This window comes from Legionella quinlivanii, from assembly GCF_003265995.1.
GTDB classification, from domain to species: Bacteria; Pseudomonadota; Gammaproteobacteria; order Legionellales; family Legionellaceae; genus Legionella_C; species Legionella_C quinlivanii_A.
The window spans coordinates 80,626-106,003 of record NZ_MVJN01000001.1 but is presented as its reverse complement, the minus strand read 5'-3'; the positions used below and the strand labels follow the sequence as shown (position 1 = coordinate 106,003).

Below are 25,378 nucleotides of genomic sequence, written 5' to 3'. Positions count from 1 at the left end.
TTACAGTGAAAACTCCTCACCCAAATAGACTGCTCTGACCTGCTGATTGGCTAAAATTGAATCCGGCGACCCTTCGCAAAGAATCTTGCCCTGACTTACTATGTATGCTCTCTCGCAGATATCCAGTGTTTCTCTAACATTATGATCAGTAATCAATATCCCAATATTTTTATCGCATAAATGCGAGATGATCCGTTTGATGTCCAGTACGGAAATCGGATCGACACCTGCAAAGGGCTCGTCTAAAAGTATAAAAGTAGGCTCAATGGCCAGAGCCCTGGCTATTTCAACCCGTCGTCTTTCGCCTCCGGACAGGCTCATGCCAAGGCTTTTACGTAAATGTTCAATATGAAATTCCTCCATTAACTGAAGTAACTTCTTTTGCTGCTCCATTTTGCTTAAATCTGTTCTTAGCTGCAGAATGGAAAGAATATTATCGGCAACGGTCATTTTACGAAAAACGGAGGCTTCCTGGGGCAGGTAACCGATACCCAATCGTGCGCGCTGATGCATAGGGGCGCGAGTAACATCCTGGCCGTCCAGTATAATCTGGCCTTCGTCACAGGCTTGTAAGCCCACAATCATATAAAAACAGGTTGTCTTTCCCGCGCCGTTAGGACCCAGCAATCCAACGCATTCACCGCTGCGGATGTTAATACTGACATCATTAACAACCGTTCGGGTTTTGAAGCTTTTTTTAAGATGTTGTGCCGATAACTCGGTCATGCTTTTTTCTTCTCTGGATGAATGATAATAGTGGTTCTTTCCTTGCCAGCGGGTTCAGATATCACATGTTGTTTCAAGGTATCGTAACTGATTTTTGGGGCCGAAAACGAGTTGTCCCCCTGAACGACACGGGCATTGCCAATTAATTCAATCAAATGCCGCTCGGGATAGTAGCGGATAGTATTGGCATAAGCATGTAGCAGCGGTTTGTCCTGGGCTGTTTGTGTCCAGTAGTGCGCCTGATCTTTGGCACTACCCATAGCGATTGCCACCACCAGTTTATTCTGCTGGTTCCCTTCAGTGACCGCTTTGGTGGCACGCAGATGCGTGGTGCCCTGATCAAGCTCCACAGCACCTCTGTATTCTCCCCGATGCGTTTTCTCATTCAAATCGGCCTGATCTGCGGAAAGTTGTAATAATTGTTCACGGTCATCAGGCATTGCCTCGGCAACGGGCAAATTGAAAAAAAACAGTCCCAATGTGAAAGATAACAGTTTAAGATTTTTCATGTCGTGGCTCATAAGTTGCGCGAACCCGGCTAAGTTGAACTCTCTTGTCAGCCAGATAAGCATTCATTCCCTGTGATTTCACAATACTTCCCGGTTGAACAAAATTCACAAGCGCCTGAGTCGTCGCGAATTTGGTTTTTGGATAGTAGGTGAGCTCGCTGGTGGTTATTGTCGTTTCCTCATTATGCTGGCTTTTGTCCTGATGAATCACCACCTTGTCTGTGAAATTAATTTGCTGTCCGCCATTAATAGATTTCGCTTTCGCTGAGCGAATTTCCCAGCCAGGCTGATCATTTTGTTTAATAATGATATGGGGTGCAGTCAGATAATGCGTATTATTTTCAGGAATATGCCGCAGCCTTGGTGTTTCCAGAAGATTCACTAACAGCCCCTCTTTACTAAACTGACGCACAACCAGTCCAGACACCACTGCGTCAGGCATAATGGAGAGAACCTGCTTGTCAAGTTTGATAGTGGGGGACGATGAGCTTGCGAAATACCAGCCTGAACAAGCTAATGCAAACAAGGTGATGAACAACCAGGCTGCATGTTTGGCTGCATTCATGACTGAAAATACCTTTCAAGAGCCGCATCGAATTTGTTCTGTGCCTCAAGTATCAGATCACAGACTTCTCGTACCGCGCCTTTCCCTCCTGACTGCTTCGTCTGCCAGCAAGCGAATTCCTTAACCTGTGGAACCGCATTGGCAACGGCGATTCCCAGGCCAACCTGCTGAATAATGGGTAAGTCGGGCAGGTCATCGCCAACATAGGCAATTTCCTCAAGAGAGTAGCCCAGTGTTTCACATAGTGTTGTAAACGCCTGGCGTTTATCAACCTGTCCTTTAAAATAATGGGTGATACCCAACTGCTCCATGCGGTGATCAATCACTTTATTTCTTGATGTAGTAATCACTGCTACATCAATGCCCGCTGCCATCAATAGCTTGAGTCCCATCCCATCCTGTACATTAAAAGCTTTAAGCTCATTACCATGATTGTCGAGAAACAGGAGGCCGTCAGTCAGGACACCATCGACATCAGAAACCAGACAACGGATTTTTTTAGCTTTTTCCACCAGATTATTCATTTAAGACCTCTCATTACAAAACTCCGGCACGCAAAAGATCATGCAAATGAATGACCGCGATGGGGTGTTGTTCTTCATCGATTACCACAAGGGAAGTAATGCTGTATTTTTGCATTAGCGTTAAGGCTTCTGCCGCAAGCATTCCCGAGTGGATTGTTTTACAGTTTCTACTCATCACCTGCGACAGTGAGGCTGTATTAATATCAAAATTCTGGGTCAGGGTCCGGCGTATATCGCCGTCGGTATATACACCAACCAGTTTACCCTGTGAATTGACTACGCAGGTCATCCCGAGTTTTTTTGCGGTCACTTCAATCAATGCTTCACTGATGGTGGCACTTTCATGAACCAGAGGTAACTGTTCGCCGCGATGGCATAACTCATCAATTTTAAGCAGCAGTCGTCTGCCTAATGAGCCGCCCGGATGTGACAGAGCAAAATCATTCTCATTAAAACCACGTGCCTGCAACAGGGCAATTGCCAGAGCGTCTCCCATGACCAGAGAGACGGTGGTGCTGGTTGTCGGTGCCAGTCCGAGCGGGCAGGCTTCCTGACGAATACTGATATCCAGATTGACATTTGCAGCTTTTGCAAGCGCCGACTCCTGATTGCCGGTCAAAGCAATTAATGGTACTTCAAGCCGTTTAAGCAGAGGAAGTAAAGTAACAATTTCATTGGTAAAGCCTGAATTGGATATGGCAATGACTACATCTTGTCTGGTTATCATTCCCAGATCGCCGTGACTGGCTTCACCCGGATGCATAAAAAAAGAAGGAGTTCCGGTGCTTGAGAGCGTCGCTGCTATCTTATGTGCAATATGCCCGGACTTTCCCATTCCGGTAACTACTACTCGTCCCTGACAAGAGAGTAGCAGCCGACAGGCTCTATCGAAGCGCTCATCAATCCGCTGAGTTAGTTCGAGTACAGCTTGTGCTTCGGTTTCAATGACTGCCAGGCCTAATTTGCAAAAATTCATCTTAGCAAAGGAGTAGTTATTATGGCTTTGCAGTCTAACATAGAAAGGAGTAGCTTTGTAGACCGAGCTTCTAATGGATGGTGATAGTGATTTCCAGTGTTTATCGAATTTTTATTCGCAAAATAATTCGCACAAGGTATACTTAGCGTTTTGGCTGAACTGGAACATTGTTAAATGCAAGAGAATCTGGTGACTATCACCAAGTTGACTTTCTCAAGAGGAATACGTCAAATCTTTAATGATGTCAATATGGTGGTCAAACGCGGCAAAATAACAGCAATAATGGGGCCAAGCGGCAGTGGTAAAACCACTTTGTTAAAATTAATCGGCGCCCAGATTTTTCCCGATCAGGGACAAATTATTGTTAATGGAGAAAATATCCACTGTTTGCCACGCAAAGTGCTATACCAGGCAAGAAAAAAAATGGGTTTGCTGTTTCAGTCAAGTGCTTTGTTTACCCATTTGTCTGTATTTGAAAATGTGGCGTTCCCCCTGCGCGAACACACGAATTTAAATGATGCCATGATTCGCGATATTGTCCTTATGAAGCTCGAGGCTGTTGGATTAAGAGGCGCAGCGCAGATGATGCCAGCTGAATTATCGGGCGGAATGGCCCGACGCGTTGCACTGGCCCGTACAATTGCGCTGGATCCTGAATTGATGATGTATGATGAGCCTTTCACTGGACAGGATCCAATCTCTATGGGAGTTTTGGTTCGCCTGATCAAACAGTTGAATGAATTGCTGCAAACCACAACCATCATTGTTTCTCACGATGTGGCGGAAACCTGTTCAATTGCCGATTATGTATATCTGATCGCAGGCGGACGATTAATCGGAGAGGGAACGCCTGAGGAATTAAAAGAGTCGCAGGAACCACAGATCAAACAGTTCATGCACGGAGAGGCGGATGGCGTTGTTCCATTTCATTATCCGGCAAGGCCTTATACTGAGGAGCTTTTAGATGCTTGATAAGCTGGCACATTTAGGGCAACGCGGAATCAATATTCTCGGTATGGTAGGCAACTCCGGCGTATTTCTTGCAAAGGTTTTTGTCCGAAATCCTGATTTTCCCAGATTGTGGCCTGCCTTGCGGACGCAAATCTATAATGTAGGCGTATTATCCTTTCTGATAATTGTTGTTTCAGCATTGTTTATTGGAATGGTAGTGGGGCTGCAAGGATATAATACTCTTCAGAAGTTTGGTGCCGGAACGCAGTTAGGACAATTGCTGGCCTTAAGCATCGCCCGTGAATTGGGTCCGGTAATGAGTGCACTGCTTTTCGCAGGAAGAGCAGGGTCGGCTTTGACTGCAGAAATTGGCCTGATGAAAGCGACTGAGCAATTAGCCAGTATGGATATGATGGGAGTGGATCCATTAGGACGAGTGGTATATCCTCGTTTCTTAGCGGGTTTAATCTGTTTACCCGTCCTGGCCATAATATTTTCCGCCACAGCGATTTATGGTGGTTATTTTATTGGGGTGATTTGGTTGGGTATTGATGCGGGTAGTTTCTGGTCGAACATGCAGGCTGCTGTTGATTTTAGAATTGACGTCCTGAGTGGAATTATAAAAAGTATTGTATTTGCCTTTGCAGTCGTATGGATTGCTGTGTTCCAGGGCTTTAGCTGTACGCCTACTGCTGAAGGGATTAGTCAAGCAACTACACGAACTGTTGTTTACGCATCGCTGGCAGTACTGGGGCTTGATTTTCTGTTGACCGCGATAATGATTGGAGGTTGGTAATGAATGCAAAGCAGCGATATGTAGATATCTGCGTCGGATTATTTATGGTAGCAGGTATGCTGGCTTTGGTTGTTATGATAATGAGAGTTAGCGGTCTGACTGATTTTGCGGAAAATAAGGGATATCATGTTACCGCAGATTTCGCTGACATTGGCGGCTTGAAAGTGCGTGCGCCTGTCACTATTGCTGGTGTGAAAGTTGGTGAAGTGAGTAAAATTGAATTGCAACCCGGCGAATTAAATGCGAAAGTGACGATGCTTCTTCGAGGCGATAAACAAATTCCCTATGATGACGCTTCTGCAAGAATCCTGACGCAAGGACTGCTAGGTTCCAATTACATCAGTATTGTACCAGGTTTTGATGATGCCGAGGATAGCAAGCACCCTTATCTGAAAGAGGGCGATGTAATTGCCAAAACCCAGGAAGCGATAATTTTGGAAAACCTTATTGGCCAGCTGTTATTTAACATTAATAAAAAATAGGTGACTCATGAAGCTGATAAACTCAATCTTTTTATTATTTGCTTTTCTATTACCACACTGGCTATGGGCACAGGGTTCACCGATTCCTATGCTGGAAGGTACTGCAAACCAGATCCTTTCTACTTTAAAAGAGCATAAAGGAAGTCTTAAAAGTAACCGTCAGCTTATTTTTCAAGCGGTTGAACAGCATTTACTTCCCAATGTGGATGTAAGCGGCATGTCTCGCTCTGTTCTTGGACGGCAAGTATGGAGCAAGGCGTCAGCTGGTGAGCGGGCTCAATTTTCAAAAGCATTCACGCAACTGGTTATAAGAACCTATGCCAGTCCTTTAGCAGAATATACCGATGAGACAATCAAGTTCCTGCCAATAAGAGGCTCCGTAGATGGCCGCTTTGTTCGTGTCAATAGCTTGATTATCCGCTCAAACGGCAATAATATTCCGCTGAGTTACAGTTTGGTGGCAAAAAATGGCCAGTGGAAAATTTATGATCTGAGTGTGGAGGGGGTTAGCTTGCTACAAAGTTTCCGTTCACAGTTCGCTCAGGCATTGCAAAACTCAAATATACAAGATCTGATTAAACAGATGAATGAAAAAAGTAGAGCCAGTTAATGACTGATTTCGTTTTTGAACCTGCTGAAAGAATGACTTTTGCTACTGTCGATGCCGACAGAAAGCGTCTTAGCAGTTTTTACCGCAGCGCCGCACAGCAAGGCTCTATCACAATTAATCTTGAAAAAGTGCAGCATTGTGATAGTGCCGGGCTGGCGTTGTTAATTGAAGCCAAACGTCTGGCCAGACAATTTAACAGGACCTGCAAAATCACCGGAATGTCCAGGCAATTAGCTGCCTTGGCCGAATTTTGCAGAGTCAGTAATTTATTGGCTAATGATTGAATAAGTTTGAATTTAATTCAATCAAATCGTCTCAACGAGATATGAAAAAAATGGTAACTCCCCAGATACGTCATCCTGAGCGTAGCGAAGGATCTCGAACTGCTTAGAGCTGAGCCAGATTCAGGAGATCCTTCACTGCGTTCAGGATGACGCGATGCAAAATAACCGTATTCAAGCAATAATTAATAGTAAGGTGAGAGTTGTATGATTAGTAATGAAGCGCTGGAACAGCGCCTTCGCGATACATCAGAAGTTGAATTTGTTAAGGTAGAAGGTGATGGTTATCATTACAATTTGACTATTGTTTCAGAGACTTTTGTCGGTAAGTCTCTGGTGGCCAGACAACAGTGGGTCTATGCTCAATTGAAGGAATTGATTACATCTGGCACTCTTCATGCTTTAAGTATGAAGACGTGGACGAAAGAAGAATGGGAGAAAAAGCATGGATAAGTTGGTAATCAATGGCGGTAAACCCTTAAACGGTGAAGTCATTATTTCGGGTGCAAAAAATTCCGCTCTGCCCATCCTCGCTGCGACACTGCTTGCAAGCGATAATGTGACGATTGCTAATGTGCCACATTTGAAAGACGTGACCACAATGATGGAGCTGTTGGGACAGCTCGGCGCACAAATGATCGTGGACGAAAAAATGAATGTTCAGGTCGATGCCAGTAATGTGAACGAGTTCGTCGCTCCCTATGAGCTGGTGAAAACGATGCGGGCATCCATTCTTGTGTTAGGCCCCTTATTAGCCCGTTTCGGAAAAGCTGATGTTTCATTGCCAGGAGGCTGTGCTATCGGCACAAGACCTGTGGATTTGCACTTGAAAGCTTTGAAAAGCATGGGTGCTGAAATTTCAGTAAAAAATGGATATATCAAGGCACGCTGTAAAAGAGGGCGTTTACAGGGAAGGCCTTTATTATTCGATACAGTAACAGTTACCGGCACTGAAAACGTGCTAATGGCTGCTGTACTCGCCGAAGGTAAAACAGTGATCAAAAATGCTGCTCGTGAGCCTGAAGTAGTTGATCTGGCGAATTTCCTCAATCAAATGGGGGCAAAAATTACTGGCGCAGGTACATCCACGATTGAGATTGAAGGAGTGGAGGCCTTAGGCGGCGGGTCCTACAGCGTAATGCCCGATCGTATCGAAGCCGGAACCTATTTGACTGCCGGAGCAATTACTCGAGGAAAGGTAACGGTTCGCCGCGTCAAACCTGATAATCTGCTTTCAATGCTGTGTAAGTTTGAAGAAGCCGGGGCTGAATTAAGTTTGGGCGAAGACTGGATTACCTTAAATATGAATGGCCTGAGACCGCAGGCAATCGATATTTCAACGGCCCCATATCCTGCATTTCCAACTGATATGCAGGCGCAGTTTATGGCTCTTAACAGCATATCTGACGGCACGTCTTCAGTCATTGAAACTATTTTTGAAAATCGTTTTATGCACGTTCAGGAATTACAGCGAATGGGCGCGCAGATTCGTTTAAATGGAAATACAGCACTGATCTCAGGTGTCGATCATTTAACCGGCGCTCCGGTGATGGCTACTGACCTTCGCGCTTCCGCGAGCCTCATTCTGGCAGGTTTGACCGCCGAAGGGGAAACGATGGTCGAGCGAGTTTATCATGTAGATCGCGGTTACGAACGCATTGAAGAAAAGTTGTCTATGCTGGGAGCTGATATCAAGAGGGTTTCAGCAAGGTGATAGGACGTAAAAATTTTGTAGAGTATGTAAATAATCTGCTGGCCATTGCATCGTTTAATGATTATGCACCCAATGGCCTGCAGGTTGAAGGACGCAGCGAAATAAACCGTATCTGTACCGCAGTTACTGCTTCAGCGGAGGCAATTGAAAGAGCTGCGCAATTGGGAGCTGATGCTCTCATTGTCCACCACGGTTATTTTTGGAAAGGGGAACCTGCGGTTATTACCGGCAGCAAATACAAGCGAATTGCAGAGCTCATCAAGCACCAGATTAATTTGCTCGCTTATCATCTCCCGCTCGATTGTCATCCGCAGTTGGGTAATAATGCCTGTATTGCCAATTTGCTGCAATTGGATGAAATTGACCAGCATGGTGTCTCCGGCACACCCGGATTGCTTTGGACAGGATCTTTTCCATTACCTAAAACGGCAGATGAAGTCACTCTCTTATTAGCTGACAAGCTAGGGCGAAAGCCTGTTCTTGTGGAGGGAGCCGAACATTCTATCAGCAGGATTGCCTGGTGCAGCGGTGCTGCACAGGATTATATTGAACAAGCCGGCGCTCTGGGAGTGGATGCTTATATCAGCGGCGAAATTTCCGAGCGAACCTATTATCAGGCCAAAGAGCTTGGCATTCATTATTTTTCTGCCGGGCATCATGCCACTGAACGTTTTGGCATACAGGCTCTGGGCGAACATTTAGCACAGCATTTCAATCTGCAATATCAGTTTATTGACAGTCTTAATCCCGTTTAAAGAGTTTTCTATCTATGTCAAGTTTAGCCTATGCTTATGGTCAACCTGCTTCTCACGGCATTTTAAAGCAATATCCTGAAGATTTTATTGTTAATGAAATTTTGGGGTTTGATTTGACCGGTGAAGGGGAGCATTTGTTTCTATTCATTGAGAAGCGAAATATTAATACTGAAGATGTCGCCAAGGAAATTGCCCGTGAATTAAAATTGTCACCCAGAGCAGTGTCTTATGCCGGGTTAAAAGATAAACAGGCATTAACCCGACAGTGGTTCAGCATTCATTTGCCTGGAAAAAATAATCTGAATATTGAACTTCCACAGGGTGAGCAATGGAAAATTTTAAATACCCAGCGGCATAATAAGAAATTGAAAACAGGTGCACTGGAAGGAAATCAGTTTCAACTCATTCTGCGAGATATTCATATCGAAGATAAGATTGAAGAGCGACTGTCAGCAATCGCTGCAAATGGAGTTCCCAATTATTTCGGTGAACAGCGATTTGGTAATAATGGGCAAAATCTTTATAAGGCGGAACAGTTGCTGTTTGCGAATATGAAAGTCAAAAATCCGTTTTTGAAAGGCATGTATTATTCTGCCGCACGCGCTTATCTTTATAACCGCATACTTGACTATCGCATAAGCAAGGGTAATTGGAATCAAGCCGTGGCTGGCGATGTGATGCAATTAGCAGGAACTCATAGTGTATTTCATTGCGATTCACCAGATGAGATAATCCAGCAGCGTATCAAGGCCTTTGATATTTCACCAGCCGGTGCGCTTTGGGGTGGAGGAAATAACCGTGTTACAGACTCAGCCTTGGCTCTGCAGGATGAAGCCCTGGCAGATCTGCGTTCCTGGTGTGAGGCATTGGAAGCACACAAACTGGAAATTGCATACCGGGCATTTATTCTCCAGGTCAAAGATATGCGATGGGAGTGGTTAAATGAGAAAGAGCTGTTTTTAGAGTTTGCCCTGACTTCCGGCAGCTATGCCACCAGCGTTATCCGTGAACTATTGTTAACCTTAAAAGAGTGACAAGAACTATATTTGCAAAGGATTGCTTCGCCGCGGCTCGCAAAGACAGAGCAAACCTGTCTTTGCGAACGAATGTGAAGCAATCCAGTTGGTTGTCTCAAAACGCTTAACTTGGCCCAACACTAACCGCAGGTGCTGTCTCTTCAAGTTCTGGCGGTTTTTTCTTCCACGAGCCCTCGAAGAAGGTTTGTGTTTTAAGAAATTCTTTCAGTCTCGCCAGATAGATGGGTTTAGGCAATTGTCGCAAATGCTCAGGAATCAGCTCCTCTGGGATGTCCAGATCCTCATCCGTAAGCCCCTCAGCAACTATCGCTTCTGCTATATAGGCTGCTTGTGGCGTTTGTGGAGTATATACAGGTTGCCCCATCACAATCCCATCCTGGATTTGAAACGGCTCCTGAGTAAAAAGACCTCTTTCGCACTCAGGAACAGGAACGCTGCCGGGATCGAATTCGACCACATCATCAAACAAACCGGGCGCAGGTTCTGCTGGTTGACATTTCTGCTCGAGGAATCTGGCAATCGCCTCCTTATGAGGAAATTGATTAAAATCCCGGGGTATAAAGACTTCTTCGTCATTGAGTTTAATGACAAATCCGCTATCGACAACTTTGCATGCAACCTTGAAAGAATGTGACTCGTCAACGGCTGCGGCTATTTCTTTTTCCTGTTCAACAAACTGAACTTCGATTCCATTTAATATCCGCTTACCATCACTGGTAAATCCGGATAATTTTTCATAAGGACTATTGTCACCAAAATTGGCAATGTAAGAACAAGCATTCTGAAATGCTATCCATAAAAGATCTACGCTCAAGCCTCCAGCATAGCCCACACCATACCCAATAGAGCCCATTAAACCGCCCATCAGGGTCGCCATTGAAATGCCGCCAGCATTTTCAAACAGCTGCTTGGCAAGCCGCGGTGCAAAAATCATAATCCCCCAGCCAGCCACTTTTCCTCCAACCCAGCATAAACCGCTGCTTAATGCTACCTGAACAGGCAGCCCCACAGCACTTTCGCTGGCCATTTTTCCGATCATCCATCCGGTCGACATTCCAGCAGCGTAACATGGCTGGCTGACCAGGTAACCGGTGACCGATGCGACTGGGAAGCGATTCGGTTGATATTTCCTCAAATAATCAGACTGTGAAGTAACAAAATCTTTAAAATGCCGCCATTCAAGTTCTGTAAATCGACAGGTGGAGTCTTTGGCCATGGAGGCATTCCAGCTTTCCAATGATGAAGTTTCTAAAAAACGCAAAGCGGTCAGGAAGTAATCGGCACTGGTTTGCTTATTCAGCTGATTTTTTCCTACCAGACCAATAGTATTATCTAAAATTTCATATAAATCAGAATTAGATGGAGAACGCATCCAGTAGGGAAGGCCAATCTGATGTTTGATATAAAAAGCGGTGACAATCAGGATTTTGCAGGCACTCATATGCTCATCAAATGCCTGTGCATCTTTGAATTTCAGATCCGGTTTGAGCCTGGAACGAAGAACCTGAAAAATCTTTTCAGTGAATTCGAGCTGAAAATGCCTGTCCTTGGAGTTTTTTCCACCGAAAAATCGTTCAATGGCAGTATTCTGGTGCTGGGGCTGTGGAGTAGTTTTTGCCTGTTTAATATATAAAGCCCTTAGCTTAGGCCACTCTTCAATTAATGTATCCTTAATTACAAAACTCATATTGACCTCACATCCTTGGTTAAAAGTCATCCGACAGCTCAATGTCCAATTATCACCATAGCTGCCTTGTAAAAGACGTACTTATTTTATATTACGCATTCATTGATTAAATGCCAATAAATTTGGTTAATATTTATTAATAGATTAAGTTATCACAATCTAAAATTTAACCTATTGAAAAACTGATGATATAGTTCAGGCTACATGAAATTATACCTGAATAACGGCTGTATAAAATGACATCAATTAAGCAATTTATTTACCTGCTACGATTATCCCATTGGAGTAAAGCGGCATTTGTTTTACTTGGTGTAGTGTACTCTGGCTCTCTGGATTATTTGCCGGATGCGTTATTAGCTGCTCTGGCGTTTTGTCTGATAGCCAGTGCTGTGTACATTTATAATGATATTCAGGATAGAGAGAAAGATCGCCTGCATCCGCAAAAATGCCGCCGTCCTTTAGCAAGCGGAGAGGTTTCCCTCGATTTCGCGGTGAGCATGCTGGCACTATTGTTACTGGGCGGCATGTTACTCGCCTGGTCAATATCGACCATTCTGGCAGTCCTGCTTGCTGCCTATCTGCTTATCAATCTGGCCTATAATCATTTATTGAAAAGTGTTCCTGTTTTGGATGTGGCTTGTATCGCCAGTGGATTCATGTTGCGAGTACTGGCTGGAACTATAGGGATAGGGCTGCCCATTTCATGGTGGCTAACTATCACCGCAACGCTGGTTAGTCTGCTTATTGCGCTCTGCAAAAGGCGTCTTGAAAAGCAATTAGGCCTGAGATATGAGACTCGCCTGGTTTTAAAGCGTTATACCTTACCGGCGCTCGACCGATTAATTGTGGTTACTGCCTGCAGTTGTTTTGTCGCTTATCTTTTTTACACTTTAATTGCTCATAAGGAGTCATCCTATTTTCTGCTGACTTTACCCTTTGCAGCTATCGGTTTATGGCGTTTTGCCCGTTTATCCATGAGAGACGGCAATAATGACGACCCGGTCTCTCTATTTTTTAAAGATAATCTGTCACGCTTTAACCTGCTTTGCTTTGTAGGATTAACTTTGGTTGCTCTGATGAATGATCTGTCATAAAAAAATCTACTATGCGCTGTTAGCAGCAGCGCTGGGTTATCTTGTTGTTTTACAACTTACAGCAATCTGGCCGTTTACAATTGATGATATGTATATTTCCCTGCGCTATGCCAGACATTTGGCAGAAGGACATGGCTTGCTTTGGAATTTGCGTGAAGCGCCAGTGGAAGGATACAGCAATTACAGTTTTGTGCTCCTGGGAGCTTTGGCTATTCACTTAGGACTTGATCCTGTGGTTATTTTGAAAGCAGCCGGTGTAATTGGACTGCTGTTAACGATTGCAGGTCTTTATCTTCTGGCGAGACTGGCTTTACCCAAGCCCCTGGCTTTATTACCTTCTATGATACTGCTCCTATATAAAGGGGAAATAATATGGGCAGCAAGCGGCCTGGAGACTGCCTGCTATCAGGCGATGCTTGTCTATTCCCTTTATTTTCTTTTAAAAGGAAATGGATATCAGAGTTATCCGGAGAATCATAAAAAGGGAATTAGCACGTTTTACTTAATCTGCTTTTCAGTATTAATGAGTATTGCGAGTCTGACACGACCGGAAGCACCGTTTGTGTTTATTTTATTCAGTCTGCTGCTGATCATTGATAATCCCAGGCCCATGCAATTTTTCGCCACTGATTATTCGCTTTGTCTGCTTATTTTTTTACTGATTTATTTACCGTATTTTTTCTGGCGCTGGCATTTTTTTGGGCGTTTATTTCCTAATTCAGTCTATTGTAAAGGGTTTGAGGGGCATTCTGCATTCAGTCTGGATTTGACCTATCTGAAACTAATCTGGCCTTTTCTTCTGGTTTCATTACCCGTACTTTTTCAGCCAAGAGACAAGCTGTCTCTGTATTTCTGGACACCGTCTGCATTGTATTTAATTTTACTAGTGCAATCGGACTCTGTTGCTGCATTTTATAATCGATTATTTCTTCCTGTATTACCTTTTCTTTTTATCCTGGCTGTACAAGGTCTTTATAAAATAGTTCGGGAGTTTTTTGGCAATACTGTGGATAAGTTAACAGGTCCCGTCTGTATTACCATCGGTTTAAGTATTTTGCTGGCAGTGTTTTTTATTCCGATATTCAGTTTGTCTGAATATCGTTATTTCAGTCAAATGCCTGTGGAAGGTGAAAAGTTGCGTGATAGAGTGCTGCAATGGTTAGATGTGCATGCCATGCCAGCAAGTACCGTAGTGCTCTCAGATAGTGGTCGCATTCCTTTTAAAAGCAATTTGAGGTTTATTGATTCCTATTGCCTTAATAATCGAAAAATGACCGAAGATAAATCAGAGCCTATGTATCAGCGCTTTTGTGCGAATTTGTTCAAGGAAAAACCTGAGATTATTATCCTGACTTCGTTAAATCAGCAGGGAAAAATTATTTACACACCAGCTGACGCCTGTCTGAAGCAGGCTTTGACTCAACAGAGCCTGTATAAATATAAGGCTGAGTTTAAGACACCAGAAGCTGCCGACATCTACCAATATGAAATTTATTCCTTAAACCATTAAAAACTGTGTAAAATACTCATTTTTGGCTGTGATCCGACAGGACAAAGCATGTTGAAAAGTGGACTCTTACTTAAAATATACAAGCGTTTGCCCGCTCTGGCTTTTGATTTAATTTCAATCCCGCTTGCCTGGTATTTCGCCTACTGGTTGCGTTATAACATGCAGCCTTTTCCGAACACTCTGGTGAGTGTTTACTCGCTGGAAGCGCTCTTTATTCTCATGACCGCTCAGGTTGGGTGCTATTATTATTTCAAAGTGTATCGAGGATTATGGAACTTCTCTTCTATAAACGATCTTTTGCGGATTATTAAAGCAGGACTCAGCGCTACGATAATTGCTATCCCCGCTTTATATCTAAGCTCATTATTACCCCATGTTCCTCGCTCGGTACTGCCATTATACTGCCTCAACCTGGTGACCTTACTGGGCGGGGCCCGGCTGGCGATGCGAATGTTTCGTGATCAGCAGTTGAATAAAAATCTCCCGAGCGATATGAAAAGAGTACTCATCGTCGGTGCCGGACAGGCCGGAGAAGGCCTGGTCAGAGATTTAAAGCGAACACCCAATTATTGGCCGGTAGGCTTTGTAGATGATAATCCGGCGAAGCGTGGCAAAGAGATTCATGGTATTCGTGTTTTAGGAGCAACCCGCGAGCTGGGGGATATGGTTATTAATCATCAGATTGATTTAATTTTTATAGCTATTCCGTCCGCACGATCCGCAACCATGCGCCGCATTGTAGAGTATTGTGAAAAAACCAGCGTTCCTTTCAGAACGCTTCCAGATATCAGCGCTTTAGCCTCAGGAAAAATTGAGATCAACGCCTTGCGTGAGGTCAATCTTGAGGACTTGCTAGGACGTGATCAGGTTCAGCTGGAATGGGATCGCATTAGCACCTATGTGCAAAACAAGCGGATTATGATTACCGGCGGCGGGGGAAGTATTGGTTCCGAATTATGCCGGCAAATACTGGATCTGAACCCGGAAAAATTAATGATCATCGATAGTTCCGAGTTTAATCTGTATCGAATTGAACATGAGTTAAGCGCCTCGCATCCCTCTTTTCAACTGGATTTAATACTGGCTTCGGTAACGGATGCTGTTGCTATTGACAGTTACTGCAGGCAGTTTAAGCCGCAAATTGTGTTTCATGCGGCCGCTTACAAACATGTTCCTATGCTTGAGGAGCAAATTCGTGCTGCAATTCAGAATAATGTGTTGGGTACTCGCATCGTTGCAGAAGCCAGTGTTGCCGCGGGCGCTGAGAAATTCATACTGATTTCCAGCGATAAAGCAGTTAATCCATCTAATATCATGGGCATGACCAAGCGGATTGCCGAGATATATTGCCAGAATTTAAACGAACGAGTGCAGACTCAATTCATTACGGTGCGATTTGGCAATGTATTGGGATCGGCAGGCAGTGTGGTACCCTTATTCCAGAAGCAAATACAGGCTGGCGGCCCAATTACCGTAACTCATCCAGATATTCAGCGTTATTTTATGACTATACCCGAATCTTGCCAGCTTATTCTTCAGGCGATGGTGAATGGTCAGGGTGGTGAGATATTTGTTCTGGATATGGGCGAACCTATAAAAATATCCTATTTGGCAGAGCAAATGATTCGTCTGGCTGGTAAAGAGCCAGGACGTGACATAGAAATCAAATATAGCGGATTGCGTCCTGGTGAAAAGCTCTTTGAAGAGCTTTTCCACGAGTCAGAAGAATTGGCCCACACGGAGCATGAGAAATTATTCAAGGCGAAATTTCGCAAACTGGATTGGCAGGAATTGACCCAGGCGATGCGTTTGTTGAATGGTGCCTGTGATGAGAATAATATTGATGAATTGAAAATATTGGTTAAGAGTTTAGTTCCTGAATTCAAATCAGAGCCTGGACTGCAGAAAGTTACCATATTATAACCAAATTGTGAGTTCACAGGGATGTTTAATAGAGAAATGGATGAATCAATAAAATTGCTCGCCTGGAAGCGTTTTTTCAAAAGTATTTTATGCCCAGGCGTCTGCCTCGTATTGCTTTCTGCTTGTAGTGAGTCGAATACCCAGGCCCCCGCCATCCCAACAGTGGCTGTCACCAAAATTTCAAGCTCACAAATTCCCATCAATAGAAAATACATAGGCATTACCCAATCCATTTCCGCCGCAGGGATTAAAGCGCGAGTAGAAGGCTTTCTGATTAAAATGAATTTTGTTGAAGGGAAGCCCGTTAAAAAGGATCAATTATTATTTGTCATCGACCCCCGGCCTTTTGAAGCCAAACTTAGCCTGGCACAAGGGCAATATGCTAAAAGCGTCGCAGATAAGGAATATCAGGAGATCCAATACCGCCGCATGAAAGATTTGGTGGTAAAAGGCGATGTGTCTCAATCCCACTTCGATGAAGTGAATGCCAAATTTAGCGAGGCTGATGCGCAGGTACAGATTGGAGCTGCTAATGTTGCTGATGCAAAGATTAATCTGGGCTATTGCTATATGTATTCGCCTTTTGACGGCATTATTGGCAAGAAATACGTGGATGTGGGGAATCTGGTAGGCGGGGGTGAGAATACCTTGCTGGCCAATGTGGTTCAGTTAAATCCCATCTATGTGGAATTTAGCCCGAGTGTTGAGGATTTCACCTCCTTTCTTAAATACCGTGACAACATGCCATTTAAAGTGGAGGTTAGTTTACCTCATGACGGCAATCTGGTATTCAAAGGTAAACTGGATTTAATTAATAATCAGGCCGATGTTTCAACATCCACCATCCTCATGCGCGCAGAAATTGAAAATCCCAAACAATTATTGCTTCCCGGTATTTATGTGGGCGTTAAACTGCACCTCAGCAATAATGAAAAAGTGATACTGGTTCCCAAACAGGCGACTATGGTGACACAGGGACAGCGGTCTGTGTTTGTTGTGGGTTCCGATAATATTGTCCACTCAAAGAATATAACTACCTCGGGCCAGTATGATAGTTCCTACATAGTAAGTTCGGGGTTGAAAGAAGGCGAAGTAGTGGTCAGTAATGGTCTGCAAAAGATTCACGATGGCATGAAGGTTCAACCTGAGAAGACAAAAGTGCAGGGTGCTGTCAAATGATTAAGTTTTTTATACACAGACCCATATTTGCCATTGTCATTGCGATTTTGATGGTGCTTATTGGCGGGATTTGCATTCTGGTTTTGCCGATAGCTCAGTATCCTCAACTTGTACCGCCGCAAGTGCAGGTAAGTTCACAGTATATAGGTGCCAGTTCTTCTGTGGTCGCCGATACAGTTACCACGCCTCTGGAGCGAAATATCAATGGAGTTGAGGGCATGATCTATATGTCCTCTGCCAGTACCAATAATGGCAATTCAATCATCACCATCACCTTTAACGTCGGTTATGATATCGATATTGCCGCTGTGGATACACTGAACGATACCAATACGGCCATGTCAGTATTACCGCCTGATGTGATTCAGGCAGGGCTGGATATACAGAAAGTGTCGAGCGACATGGTATTGGTTGTCAATCTGAATAATAAAGACGGTACGATGGATGATGCTTTCCTGACTAATTATGCGGATATCAACATAACGCCTGTTCTTTATCGTATTTTCGGCGTGGGTGATATCAATAATTTCGGATTGCTGCAATATTCCATTCGTATCTGGCTTAATCCGGATAAGCTGGCAAGCATGGGAATTTCACCTCAGGAAGTGATTAATGCCGTACAGGAGCAAAATCAACAAGCTGCAGCAGGAAGCATAGGGCAGCCGCCAGTCCCCAAAACGATTCCATTTCAGTATCAGATTAATACATTAGGCCAGTTAAGCGAAGTAGAGCAATTCGCCGATATCATTGTGCGTACCAAGGAAAATGGTCAGATTGTGCGTATTAAAGATCTTGGCCGCGTCGAAATGGGGGCTGATACCTATGTAACCACTTCGCAATTTAACGGCAAACCGAGCGCAAGTCTGGGAATTTATCAGTTGCCCGGTGCCAATGCGCTCGATATTTCAAATAATGTGCGAAAAGTAATGAAAGAACTGGCAAAAAGTTTTCCTGCAGGTTTGGAGTGGACTATTGCCTATGATACAACCAATTTCGTGAAAGCATCCCTGCGCGAAGTGGTGATAACTTTACTTGAAGCCATAGCTTTGGTTTTCCTGGTTGTTTTCGTTTTTCTGCAGAACTGGCGAACCACCTTGATTCCTTGCATAGCTATCCCGGTTTCTCTTGTAGGTACATTTATATTATTCAGCATTTTTGGCTTTTCGATTAATACACTCAGCTTGCTGGGGCTGGTGTTGGCGATAGGGCTTGTTGTGGATGATGCGATTGTCGTTGTCGAAAACGTAGAGAAAAAACTTGAGCAGGGTATAGCTGATATCAAGGAAGCGACTTTACTGGCCACTAAAGAAGTGCAGGGACCTATCCTTGCGACGACATTAATTTTGATGGCGGTATTTATTCCAGTCGCGTTTATCCCGGGAATGACAGGCAGCCTGTATAACCAATTCGCATTGGCTATCGCATTTTCGGTTGCTTTATCGGGGATTAACTCATTGAGTCTGAGTCCGGCACTATGCGGTATTTTATTGAAAAGGAAAAAAGAAAAGGAAAAGAAATTTTTCTTTTTTCGCTGGTTTGAAAAAGGCTACGAGTGGCTTTTAAAGCATTACACAATTGCGGTTCACCATGTTATCCAGTGGCGCAAACTGGTTTTCTTCGTATTTGCTTTATTGGCGCTTGCTGCTTTTTTTGTATTCAAATCACTTCCGGAAGGGTTTATTCCAGAGGAAGATCAGGGATATTTCATTATTGTGGTAAACGGTCCTGATGGCTCTTCACTTTATCGCACAGAAGAAACAGTTAAAAAAGTGGTGGATTTGCTGCTGAAGACAGAGGGTGTTGCCCATGTCATCAGCATTAATGGATTTAATATTATTGATACAATTGATCAAACCAACAATGCTGCCATTATTGTTACCTTAACACCCTGGTCTGAACGTACAGCACCGGATTTAAGTGTCCAGTCCATTATTAAGAAAACACAGCAGCAATTAAATCTTTTTGATGATGCAGTAATCGAGGCTATTAACGCACCTGCCATTCCTGGTTTAGGTACGGTAGGCGGTTTTCAGCTCGAAGTCGAGGACAGAAATAATCTCGGAGTTCAGGCGCTGGCAAAGGCTGTCAATCAATTGGTCGAAGAGGGTAATAAACGCCCGGAGTTGAAAGGCCTGATTTCCGATTTAAATGTCAATGTGCCCCAGCTCTATCTTGATATTGATCGCACCAAAGCCAAGGCAATGAACGTTTCAATAACTAACTTGTTCGTGACTCTGCAAACTTATCTCGGCGCCTATTATGTGAATAATTTTACTAAATACGGCCAAACGTATCGAGTGATGGTTCAAGCCGAAGGGGATTCGCGTGCTGAAACAGCAGATATCAGTAAATTGTATGTTAAAAGTGATAGCGGTCAGATGGTTCCTTTGTCCAGCCTGGTTAAAATAAAGTCGGTGAATGGGCCTTATAATATTCCCCATTATAATTTGTATACAGCAGCCAGCGTCAATGGAGCGCCTGGCCCGGGATATACCTCAGGTCAGGCGATGGATGCCATTAAAGAAGTAGCTGATAAGGTCTTACCTAAAGGGATTGCCTACGAGTGGACTGGAATCACCTATCAGCAGCTTCAGGCGGGTAATGTGGCTTCGCTGATTTTCGCGTTATGTCTTGTTTTTGTATTTTTATTTCTGGCGGCTCTTTATGAGAGCTGGTCAATGCCATTCATGATTTTACTGGCTGTTCCTCTGGCGCTTCTAGGGGCGGGACTGGCTTTAATGCTCCGCTCGCTTGCGCTTGATGTCTATGCGCAAATCGGTTTGATATTACTGATTGGGCTTGCCGCAAAAAACGCCATATTGATCGTGGAGTTTGCCAAGGAGAAGCGGGAGGGAGGTGCCAGCATTTATGATGCAGCAATACAGGCGGCTACCTTGCGTATGAGACCTATCCTGATGACGGCTTTTGCATTTATTTTTGGTGTGTTGCCCTTGGCAACTGCTACAGGAGCAGGCGCCGCCAGCAGACATTCGATAGGAACCACCGTTTTGGGAGGCATGCTGCTTGCCACCATTTTGAGTCTGCTGGTAGTGCCCGTTTTTTATGTAAGCATTCAGGGGATACGCGAACGTTGGTTATCCAGACGAAAAACAGATAACGATTAGCATAAAGGAAGGAATATGAAGGTATTAGTCATTGGAGGATCAGGAGTTTTAGGTACGGCGGTCGTTGAAGAATTATCCTTGCGCCATGAGATTATTCAGGCAAATTATTCCAGTGGAGATATCCGCGTGGATATTACCAGTCAGGATTCGATTCTCGCTTTATTTCAGAAGGTTAACAAAATAGATGCGGTGGTTCTAACGACGGGAAACGTCCATTTTGGAGAGTTTGCCGCAATGACCGCGAAAGAATATGAAATTGGCCTGCGCAGCAAGCTGATGGGGCAGGTAAATACAGTTTTAATTGGCAGAAATTATCTAAATGAGCATGGCTCTTTCACACTCACAAGCGGCATTTTAAGCCATGATCCTATCCAGTATGGAAGCTCTGCTTCTATGGTCAATGGGGCTTTGGAATCCTTTACAATAGCTGCAGCAATCGAAATGCCAAACCGTTTACGAATAAACTGTGTCAGCCCAACAGTTATTACTGAATCAATAGAAGCCTATGGGCCTTATTTCAGAGGTTATAAATCAGTCAGCAGCGCAGAAGCTGCTCTAGCTTACAGTAAAAGTGTGGAAGGTTTACAAACCGGCCAGGTTTATCGGGTCGGTTAGGAGTGTTGGGTATATCCCTTAGGTCGACTATCTGGTTTAAGAACGATCTTCAGGACTGGATGCCTCGGGCAAGCCGAGGCACGCAGGATACGGAATAAGATTGCATATATCTTTGACTATAAAGCTAATTTTTCAGTCGGTCATTTCCACGCAGCGTAAATGTATTCATGCATGATTTTGGCTCTGGCGAAGTGTTATTTCTTTGCCAAAATCACATCAATGATATGGGTGTCATGATAGGGAAAGGTGAATATTTTGCTAAACAGGCGCTTTAAACGCTGGATAAGAAAGTTCTTGGGCAGCATGCGGATAGAGATGCTGTTTAAAAACCAGGTTCCTTCAATACCAAAGGTTGCCAGTTCATCAATATTATTTAATGTAATAGGAATGGCGAGGCGTTTGTGTTGCTCAATTTTGAAATGATGCTGATCGAAAACATGCTTCAATTCATCAAGCCCGGAAGCGACCGTAGTGTTTTTTACCATTGCTTTATAATAATGTCCCACGACGGTACTAATCAGACTATCTTCTGCAATAAATTGAGCGAGTTGCTGCTGAGCGATAGGAAATGACTCATAAGTGGTGGTAATCAGTGAAAAATGGCCATTAGCTCGTGTTAACTGATTTGCTTCATTAAATAAAGTATGAATGGGAATGTAGGCGTTCACGAAATGAGCCAGAACGAGATCCTGTGAGTGCTGCGGCAAAAAACGACTGGCCTCAGTAGCGCTTCCTTCAATAGCCGTTAAGTCCAGAGTTTGACTGGCTTCTTTGAGCATTTCAGAGGAAATATCAATTCCTGTGAAATCAGCTTCAGGCATATATTGCTTTAGTTGCTTAAGAAAAGCGCCGTTTCCGACTCCAAGGTCCAAAACTTTGTAGTGAGGCCGTTGGCCCAAGTGTGCTTTTTTTATCTGCGCAATCGCTTCGTGATGACTGAGGCTGAGTGAGCCAAATTTGTCAGCAGTAGCGTAATGACCTGAAATTTGATTATACATGGCCTTCAAGGACATGTAGATACCCATTAAATTGACGTTCGGACAGTATATCGCCAAACTTACCCGCTTGGCGACAATTCTTTATTGTTTTTTATCACATTATTCAAATTATTGAGATGTCAGAGCCTGGTGATCTGTCAGGCATTCTGCCATTCTATCTCACAAGGAGAAGTCGAATTATAAAATAGAGATCTCTTTTGCCAATTCTTTATTCCTGCTAAACGTCTGTTTGGCACTTTCCACTCCAGGCTGATCAAAGGGATTAATATCCCAAATGACGCTCTGAGTGTAAATTTTATGTTCGTACAGAGAGATAAGAGCGCCTAAAGTATAAGGACTCACTTCGTCTAAAGTAATCAGGTTAAGAGGAATATTGCCGTTAATCATTTTATTCAGATGCTGATTATTGGGAATTCCATCACTAAGAATTCGCAGTTTTTCATAGAGAAAATGATTGATGGTTTCTTCGTTATACGACTTCACACCTATGCAATCGCCTGCAATCTGATGAGTTCCCTGGCATAGCAGTTGAAAATAGCTATGTTGAGCCTGGTTTCCAAGCCCACCCCAGACCATAGGCCCGGTGGCGTAATTAACAAACTTTCCCTTACTATCAGTGGATTTTCCATTGCTTTCCATATCCAGCTGTTGAATATAAGGAACAAAGTGTTCCAACTGTTGAGCGTAGGTCAGCATCAGAAAATTATGGGTCGCGAGAAAATTATTATTCCACACTCCAATGAGCCCCAATAAAGCCGGAATATTTTGAGACAATTCACTTTGCTGATAATGCTGATCCATATGGTGAGCCCCCAGAAGAATCTGGGAAAAATTTTCATAGCCAATTGCAATCATCGTTATCAGATTTATCGCGGAGCACAGAGAGTATCTTCCGCCAACCCAATCCCATATAGGCAGCACTGTTTTGAATCCCATCCTGTGTGCCGCTTCGCCATTGGCAGTTATCGCTATAAAATGCCGCTCATTGAGCTCATTTAAGCCAAGCCAGCTTACGGCTTTTTTGGCATTCTGCAGTGTTTCCCGTGTGGTGAATGATTTAGAGGAAATTAAGAACAGGGTAGTTTCGGGGTCCAGGGATTTAACCGTGTAATTAAAATCATAAGGGTCAACGCTGGTAACAAAGTGGAAATTTAAATCCGGATGGCGGCAGCAATCAAGGGCTGAAATACAAAGCCTGGGACCCAAATCTGAACCGCCAATACCAATATTGACAATGTCTGTAATCGGTTTTCCCGTGAAACCCAGCCAGTTACCATTACGTATTTTTTCAGCAATTTCATCCATCTGCGCTCTTGCGGCAAATATTTCAGTCATTATATCTTTTCCATTAATGACTAAAGGTTTATTATCCATTTGCCGAAGTGCGGTGTGTAAGGCGGGGCGGTTTTCAGTGAAATTTACGCAGGCTCCATTAAAAAGCGCCTGAACTTTCTTCGATAATTCACGCTCTTCTGCTAATTCAATTAATAAGCCTAGAGTTTCTGGTATAATTTTCTGATTTGTAAAATCGATATCGAGTTTGCATGCTGAAAAATTAAGAGAAGCCCTGCTTGTTCTGAGACTTTGTTTGATGTCAAGAATTGAATGTGATTGTAACTGTGTACTATGTGATTTTAGCGCGTTCCAGCTATCCATTTGAGTTAAGTGCGTCATGCTTTCCATTCCATCAGAGTGCTTTTTTTTCAGTAGTTTATGGCAAGCGAGTTAATAATTCAACGGCTTAGGCCTGACTTGTCGATACATTAGCGGGGTTTTTATGATTGTATTCGTTATGTGCATGGCATTTTTCGCGTCATTTCTGTTAACGCGGGCCATAAGAAGGTATGCTTTGACAGTGCAGCTCCTGGATATTCCCAATGATAGAAGCTCGCATAAAAACCCGACGCCAAGAGGCGGGGGCCTGGCTTTTGTATTAATATTTACCAGCCTCATTGCCTTCCTCTCTCAGACTAGTCTGATTTCGATACCTTTTGCCATCGCAACTTCCGGAGCAGGATTATTTGTGGCGTTATTGGGATTTATTGACGATAAAAGGCATTTATCGCCAAAAATACGTTTTTCAGGTCATTTTCTGGCTAGTGCCTTCGTTTTGTATTGTTTTGGCAGTTTTCCTTCAATCCAGATTGGCAGCTGGTTAATTTCCTCCGGCTGGATTTTGAATGGCATCGGAGTATTTTATCTGGCCTGGGTATTAAATCTGTTTAATTTTATGGATGGGATTGATGGTTTGGCTGCTTCAGAAACTATTTTCGCCTGCATGGCGGCTGCTTCTTTGTACTGGCTCCTGGGCTATTCATCAGAAATTTTGCCGCTTATCGGGCTTGCAGCCACCGTATCCGGTTTTTTAATCTGGAATTTTCCGCCGGCTCGTATTTTTATGGGGGATGTAGGAAGCGGGTTTCTGGGAATAGTGGTCGGGGCCTTTAGCATTCATGCCGCATTTTTGTCTCCATCACTTTTCTGGAGCTGGTTAATTCTGCTTGGGGTATTTGTTGTAGACTCAACGATCACTCTGATTCAGCGAGCGCTAAGCGGAGAACGTATCTGGGAAGCTCACTGTACCCATGCTTATCAGCATGCTTCCCGACATTATGGCGGCCATTGCCCTGTGACCTTAGGCGTAACGGTCATTAATATAACCTGGCTGTTACCCTGGGCATTCATTTCAGGTTTCAACTGGATGAGTGGATTTATTTGCTGCCTCATTGCCTATTTGCCACTAATTTTTCTGGCTTTTTTGTTTAACGCGGGGAAGTCTTCAAGAATTGGTTCAGCAAAGTCAGCTTGTTAATTACCCGTTTCTGTCACTGCAAAGATTTTTTTGTTTATTTGTCATATAATTAGAAAGAGAAATAGTCTTTTCTGGAATTGCCCACCCGGATTCCAGAATAATTCTGTTCCTGCAGAGCGGGGGCAGTAATTAATTTATAAAATTTTAGTTTCTTAATATTTCGTTAAGAATTCTGGTATAAACTTATCCAGACAATATAAGATTGTTTTTTGTACAAACTGTATATTACGAAGCCCACATGGAAGAGTGCTTTCTATGGAACGGGTGGGAATATACAAATTAGGGAGATTTAAAGCATGTTAATATTAACTCGCCGTATTGGTGAAACTCTAATCATTGGTGATGATGTAAATATCACTGTTCTTGGCGTGAAAGGTAACCAGGTCAGACTGGGAATCAATGCTCCTAAAGATGTTTCCGTTCATCGTGAAGAAATTTATTTACGCATCCAGCAAGAAAAAGAGTCAACCGATAGTAGTGAAGAAGCTGTATAAAACCGGATTTCCTCG

Annotated in this window: 25 protein-coding genes; 17 read left to right on the top strand and 8 right to left on the bottom strand. The window is 43.6% G+C overall.

The features are described from left to right. From lptB to B1207_RS00465, 5 genes are read right to left on the bottom strand one after another with little or no spacing between them, the layout of a single operon-like run. Window positions 1-726 carry an LPS export ABC transporter ATP-binding protein gene (gene lptB / locus B1207_RS00485; protein WP_112218043.1) on the bottom strand — a complete coding sequence of 242 codons (726 nt, stop codon included), beginning with the start codon at window positions 724-726 and terminating at the stop codon, window positions 1-3. Beyond that, window positions 723-1,235, bottom strand: a complete 513-nt coding sequence (gene lptA, locus B1207_RS00480; RefSeq protein ID WP_112218042.1) for a lipopolysaccharide transport periplasmic protein LptA — start codon at window positions 1,233-1,235, stop codon at window positions 723-725. Before lptA ends, lptB begins: the two co-directional genes overlap by 4 nt. Then, on the bottom strand, window positions 1,222-1,800 hold the full coding sequence (gene lptC, locus B1207_RS00475; RefSeq protein WP_112218041.1) for an LPS export ABC transporter periplasmic protein LptC: 579 nt from the start codon (window positions 1,798-1,800) through the stop codon (window positions 1,222-1,224). The genes lptA and lptC overlap by 14 nt, the downstream gene beginning before the upstream one ends. Next, on the bottom strand, window positions 1,797-2,324 hold the full coding sequence (gene kdsC / locus B1207_RS00470) for a 3-deoxy-manno-octulosonate-8-phosphatase KdsC (RefSeq protein WP_112218040.1): 528 nt from the start codon (window positions 2,322-2,324) through the stop codon (window positions 1,797-1,799). Before kdsC ends, lptC begins: the two co-directional genes overlap by 4 nt. A gap of 13 nt (window positions 2,325-2,337) precedes the next feature. After that, window positions 2,338-3,300 (bottom strand): KpsF/GutQ family sugar-phosphate isomerase, encoded by a 963-nt coding sequence (locus B1207_RS00465; protein ID WP_112218039.1) that lies wholly within the window; start codon window positions 3,298-3,300, stop codon window positions 2,338-2,340. A 174-nt stretch (window positions 3,301-3,474) separates the two neighbouring features. On the opposite strand from B1207_RS00465, the gene B1207_RS00460 reads away from it, so the two are divergent. The 9 genes from B1207_RS00460 to truD all read left to right on the top strand — a co-directional run bounded on the left by B1207_RS00460 (window position 3,475) and on the right by truD (window position 9,923). Then, window positions 3,475-4,272: an ATP-binding cassette domain-containing protein gene (locus tag B1207_RS00460; protein ID WP_112218038.1), complete on the top strand. Its 798-nt coding sequence runs from the start codon at window positions 3,475-3,477 to the stop codon at window positions 4,270-4,272. Then, window positions 4,265-5,047 carry a lipid asymmetry maintenance ABC transporter permease subunit MlaE gene (mlaE, locus tag B1207_RS00455; protein WP_112218037.1) on the top strand — a complete coding sequence of 261 codons (783 nt, stop codon included), beginning with the start codon at window positions 4,265-4,267 and terminating at the stop codon, window positions 5,045-5,047. The genes B1207_RS00460 and mlaE overlap by 8 nt, the downstream gene beginning before the upstream one ends. Further along, a complete protein-coding gene (mlaD, locus tag B1207_RS00450) occupies window positions 5,047-5,529 on the top strand; it encodes an outer membrane lipid asymmetry maintenance protein MlaD (protein WP_058508834.1) in 483 nt (160 codons plus the stop codon). Before mlaE ends, mlaD begins: the two co-directional genes overlap by 1 nt. Window positions 5,530-5,536: 7 nt before the next feature. Continuing rightward, window positions 5,537-6,139 carry an MlaC/ttg2D family ABC transporter substrate-binding protein gene (locus B1207_RS00445; RefSeq protein WP_112218036.1) on the top strand — a complete coding sequence of 201 codons (603 nt, stop codon included), beginning with the start codon at window positions 5,537-5,539 and terminating at the stop codon, window positions 6,137-6,139. Continuing rightward, on the top strand, window positions 6,139-6,423 hold the full coding sequence (locus B1207_RS00440) for an STAS domain-containing protein (RefSeq protein WP_058508836.1): 285 nt from the start codon (window positions 6,139-6,141) through the stop codon (window positions 6,421-6,423). Before B1207_RS00445 ends, B1207_RS00440 begins: the two co-directional genes overlap by 1 nt. Before the next feature lie 204 nt (window positions 6,424-6,627). Continuing rightward, window positions 6,628-6,873 carry a BolA family protein gene (locus B1207_RS00435; protein ID WP_112218035.1) on the top strand — a complete coding sequence of 82 codons (246 nt, stop codon included), beginning with the start codon at window positions 6,628-6,630 and terminating at the stop codon, window positions 6,871-6,873. Further along, a complete protein-coding gene (murA, locus tag B1207_RS00430; RefSeq protein WP_112218034.1) occupies window positions 6,866-8,134 on the top strand; it encodes a UDP-N-acetylglucosamine 1-carboxyvinyltransferase in 1,269 nt (422 codons plus the stop codon). Before B1207_RS00435 ends, murA begins: the two co-directional genes overlap by 8 nt. Next, window positions 8,131-8,889, top strand: a complete 759-nt coding sequence (locus B1207_RS00425) for a Nif3-like dinuclear metal center hexameric protein (protein ID WP_112218033.1) — start codon at window positions 8,131-8,133, stop codon at window positions 8,887-8,889. Before murA ends, B1207_RS00425 begins: the two co-directional genes overlap by 4 nt. Window positions 8,890-8,903: 14 nt before the next feature. Beyond that, window positions 8,904-9,923, top strand: a complete 1,020-nt coding sequence (gene truD / locus B1207_RS00420; RefSeq protein ID WP_112218032.1) for a tRNA pseudouridine(13) synthase TruD — start codon at window positions 8,904-8,906, stop codon at window positions 9,921-9,923. Window positions 9,924-10,029: 106 nt separating this feature from the next. Here truD and B1207_RS00415 read toward each other — a convergent pair whose 3' ends face one another. Beyond that, window positions 10,030-11,613, bottom strand: coding sequence for a hypothetical protein (locus B1207_RS00415; protein ID WP_172458042.1), 1,584 nt, complete (start codon window positions 11,611-11,613; stop codon window positions 10,030-10,032). A 236-nt stretch (window positions 11,614-11,849) separates the two neighbouring features. On the opposite strand from B1207_RS00415, the gene B1207_RS00410 reads away from it, so the two are divergent. From B1207_RS00410 to B1207_RS00385, 6 genes are read left to right on the top strand one after another with little or no spacing between them, the layout of a single operon-like run. Beyond that, window positions 11,850-12,707, top strand: coding sequence for a decaprenyl-phosphate phosphoribosyltransferase (locus B1207_RS00410; protein ID WP_112218030.1), 858 nt, complete (start codon window positions 11,850-11,852; stop codon window positions 12,705-12,707). Next, the gene (locus tag B1207_RS00405; protein WP_112218029.1) at window positions 12,694-14,217 is read left to right on the top strand and encodes a protein LphB; all 1,524 of its coding nucleotides are present in this window, start codon (window positions 12,694-12,696) and stop codon (window positions 14,215-14,217) included. The genes B1207_RS00410 and B1207_RS00405 overlap by 14 nt, the downstream gene beginning before the upstream one ends. 48 nt (window positions 14,218-14,265) lie before the next feature. After that, window positions 14,266-16,140 carry a polysaccharide biosynthesis protein gene (locus tag B1207_RS00400; RefSeq protein ID WP_112218028.1) on the top strand — a complete coding sequence of 625 codons (1,875 nt, stop codon included), beginning with the start codon at window positions 14,266-14,268 and terminating at the stop codon, window positions 16,138-16,140. 21 nt (window positions 16,141-16,161) lie between these two features. After that, the gene (locus B1207_RS00395) at window positions 16,162-17,319 is read left to right on the top strand and encodes an efflux RND transporter periplasmic adaptor subunit (protein ID WP_112218027.1); all 1,158 of its coding nucleotides are present in this window, start codon (window positions 16,162-16,164) and stop codon (window positions 17,317-17,319) included. Further along, a complete protein-coding gene (locus B1207_RS00390; RefSeq protein ID WP_112218026.1) occupies window positions 17,316-20,444 on the top strand; it encodes an efflux RND transporter permease subunit in 3,129 nt (1,042 codons plus the stop codon). Before B1207_RS00395 ends, B1207_RS00390 begins: the two co-directional genes overlap by 4 nt. 15 nt (window positions 20,445-20,459) lie before the next feature. Continuing rightward, window positions 20,460-21,059: a short chain dehydrogenase gene (locus tag B1207_RS00385; RefSeq protein ID WP_112218025.1), complete on the top strand. Its 600-nt coding sequence runs from the start codon at window positions 20,460-20,462 to the stop codon at window positions 21,057-21,059. A gap of 194 nt (window positions 21,060-21,253) precedes the next feature. Here B1207_RS00385 and B1207_RS00380 read toward each other — a convergent pair whose 3' ends face one another. Together B1207_RS00380 and B1207_RS00375 are read right to left on the bottom strand one after the other, a co-directional pair. Next, window positions 21,254-22,072: a class I SAM-dependent methyltransferase gene (locus B1207_RS00380; protein WP_058506759.1), complete on the bottom strand. Its 819-nt coding sequence runs from the start codon at window positions 22,070-22,072 to the stop codon at window positions 21,254-21,256. A gap of 162 nt (window positions 22,073-22,234) precedes the next feature. Beyond that, window positions 22,235-23,731: a glucose-6-phosphate isomerase gene (locus tag B1207_RS00375; protein WP_112218024.1), complete on the bottom strand. Its 1,497-nt coding sequence runs from the start codon at window positions 23,729-23,731 to the stop codon at window positions 22,235-22,237. 181 nt (window positions 23,732-23,912) lie between these two features. On the opposite strand from B1207_RS00375, the gene B1207_RS00370 reads away from it, so the two are divergent. Next, complete coding sequence (locus B1207_RS00370) at window positions 23,913-24,869, top strand: MraY family glycosyltransferase (RefSeq protein ID WP_253255762.1); 957 nt, start codon at window positions 23,913-23,915, stop codon at window positions 24,867-24,869. A 296-nt stretch (window positions 24,870-25,165) separates the two neighbouring features. Next, window positions 25,166-25,363 carry a carbon storage regulator CsrA gene (gene csrA / locus B1207_RS00365; RefSeq protein ID WP_058506756.1) on the top strand — a complete coding sequence of 66 codons (198 nt, stop codon included), beginning with the start codon at window positions 25,166-25,168 and terminating at the stop codon, window positions 25,361-25,363. Window positions 25,364-25,378 lie beyond the last annotated feature (15 nt).

Bases quoted from the DNA above. Each gene is read 5' to 3' on its own strand.
- B1207_RS00375 (WP_112218024.1), bottom strand. From the start codon at position 23,731: ATGACGCACTTAACTCAAATGGATAGCTGGAACGCGCTAAAATCACAT.
- lptC (WP_112218041.1), bottom strand. From the start codon at position 1,800: ATGAATGCAGCCAAACATGCAGCCTGGTTGTTCATCACCTTGTTTGCA.
- B1207_RS00390 (WP_112218026.1), top strand. From the start codon at position 17,316: ATGATTAAGTTTTTTATACACAGACCCATATTTGCCATTGTCATTGCG.
- murA (WP_112218034.1), top strand. From the start codon at position 6,866: ATGGATAAGTTGGTAATCAATGGCGGTAAACCCTTAAACGGTGAAGTC.
- mlaD (WP_058508834.1), top strand. From the start codon at position 5,047: ATGAATGCAAAGCAGCGATATGTAGATATCTGCGTCGGATTATTTATG.
- B1207_RS00380 (WP_058506759.1), bottom strand. From the start codon at position 22,072: ATGTCCTTGAAGGCCATGTATAATCAAATTTCAGGTCATTACGCTACT.
- lptA (WP_112218042.1), bottom strand. From the start codon at position 1,235: ATGAAAAATCTTAAACTGTTATCTTTCACATTGGGACTGTTTTTTTTC.
- B1207_RS00440 (WP_058508836.1), top strand. From the start codon at position 6,139: ATGACTGATTTCGTTTTTGAACCTGCTGAAAGAATGACTTTTGCTACT.
- B1207_RS00405 (WP_112218029.1), top strand. From the start codon at position 12,694: ATGATCTGTCATAAAAAAATCTACTATGCGCTGTTAGCAGCAGCGCTG.
- lptB (WP_112218043.1), bottom strand. From the start codon at position 726: ATGACCGAGTTATCGGCACAACATCTTAAAAAAAGCTTCAAAACCCGA.
- B1207_RS00435 (WP_112218035.1), top strand. From the start codon at position 6,628: ATGATTAGTAATGAAGCGCTGGAACAGCGCCTTCGCGATACATCAGAA.
- B1207_RS00460 (WP_112218038.1), top strand. From the start codon at position 3,475: ATGCAAGAGAATCTGGTGACTATCACCAAGTTGACTTTCTCAAGAGGA.
- B1207_RS00465 (WP_112218039.1), bottom strand. From the start codon at position 3,300: ATGAATTTTTGCAAATTAGGCCTGGCAGTCATTGAAACCGAAGCACAA.
- B1207_RS00400 (WP_112218028.1), top strand. From the start codon at position 14,266: ATGTTGAAAAGTGGACTCTTACTTAAAATATACAAGCGTTTGCCCGCT.
- B1207_RS00445 (WP_112218036.1), top strand. From the start codon at position 5,537: ATGAAGCTGATAAACTCAATCTTTTTATTATTTGCTTTTCTATTACCA.
- B1207_RS00415 (WP_172458042.1), bottom strand. From the start codon at position 11,613: ATGAGTTTTGTAATTAAGGATACATTAATTGAAGAGTGGCCTAAGCTA.
- B1207_RS00385 (WP_112218025.1), top strand. From the start codon at position 20,460: ATGAAGGTATTAGTCATTGGAGGATCAGGAGTTTTAGGTACGGCGGTC.
- csrA (WP_058506756.1), top strand. From the start codon at position 25,166: ATGTTAATATTAACTCGCCGTATTGGTGAAACTCTAATCATTGGTGAT.
- kdsC (WP_112218040.1), bottom strand. From the start codon at position 2,324: ATGAATAATCTGGTGGAAAAAGCTAAAAAAATCCGTTGTCTGGTTTCT.
- truD (WP_112218032.1), top strand. From the start codon at position 8,904: ATGTCAAGTTTAGCCTATGCTTATGGTCAACCTGCTTCTCACGGCATT.
- mlaE (WP_112218037.1), top strand. From the start codon at position 4,265: ATGCTTGATAAGCTGGCACATTTAGGGCAACGCGGAATCAATATTCTC.
- B1207_RS00410 (WP_112218030.1), top strand. From the start codon at position 11,850: ATGACATCAATTAAGCAATTTATTTACCTGCTACGATTATCCCATTGG.
- B1207_RS00395 (WP_112218027.1), top strand. From the start codon at position 16,162: ATGTTTAATAGAGAAATGGATGAATCAATAAAATTGCTCGCCTGGAAG.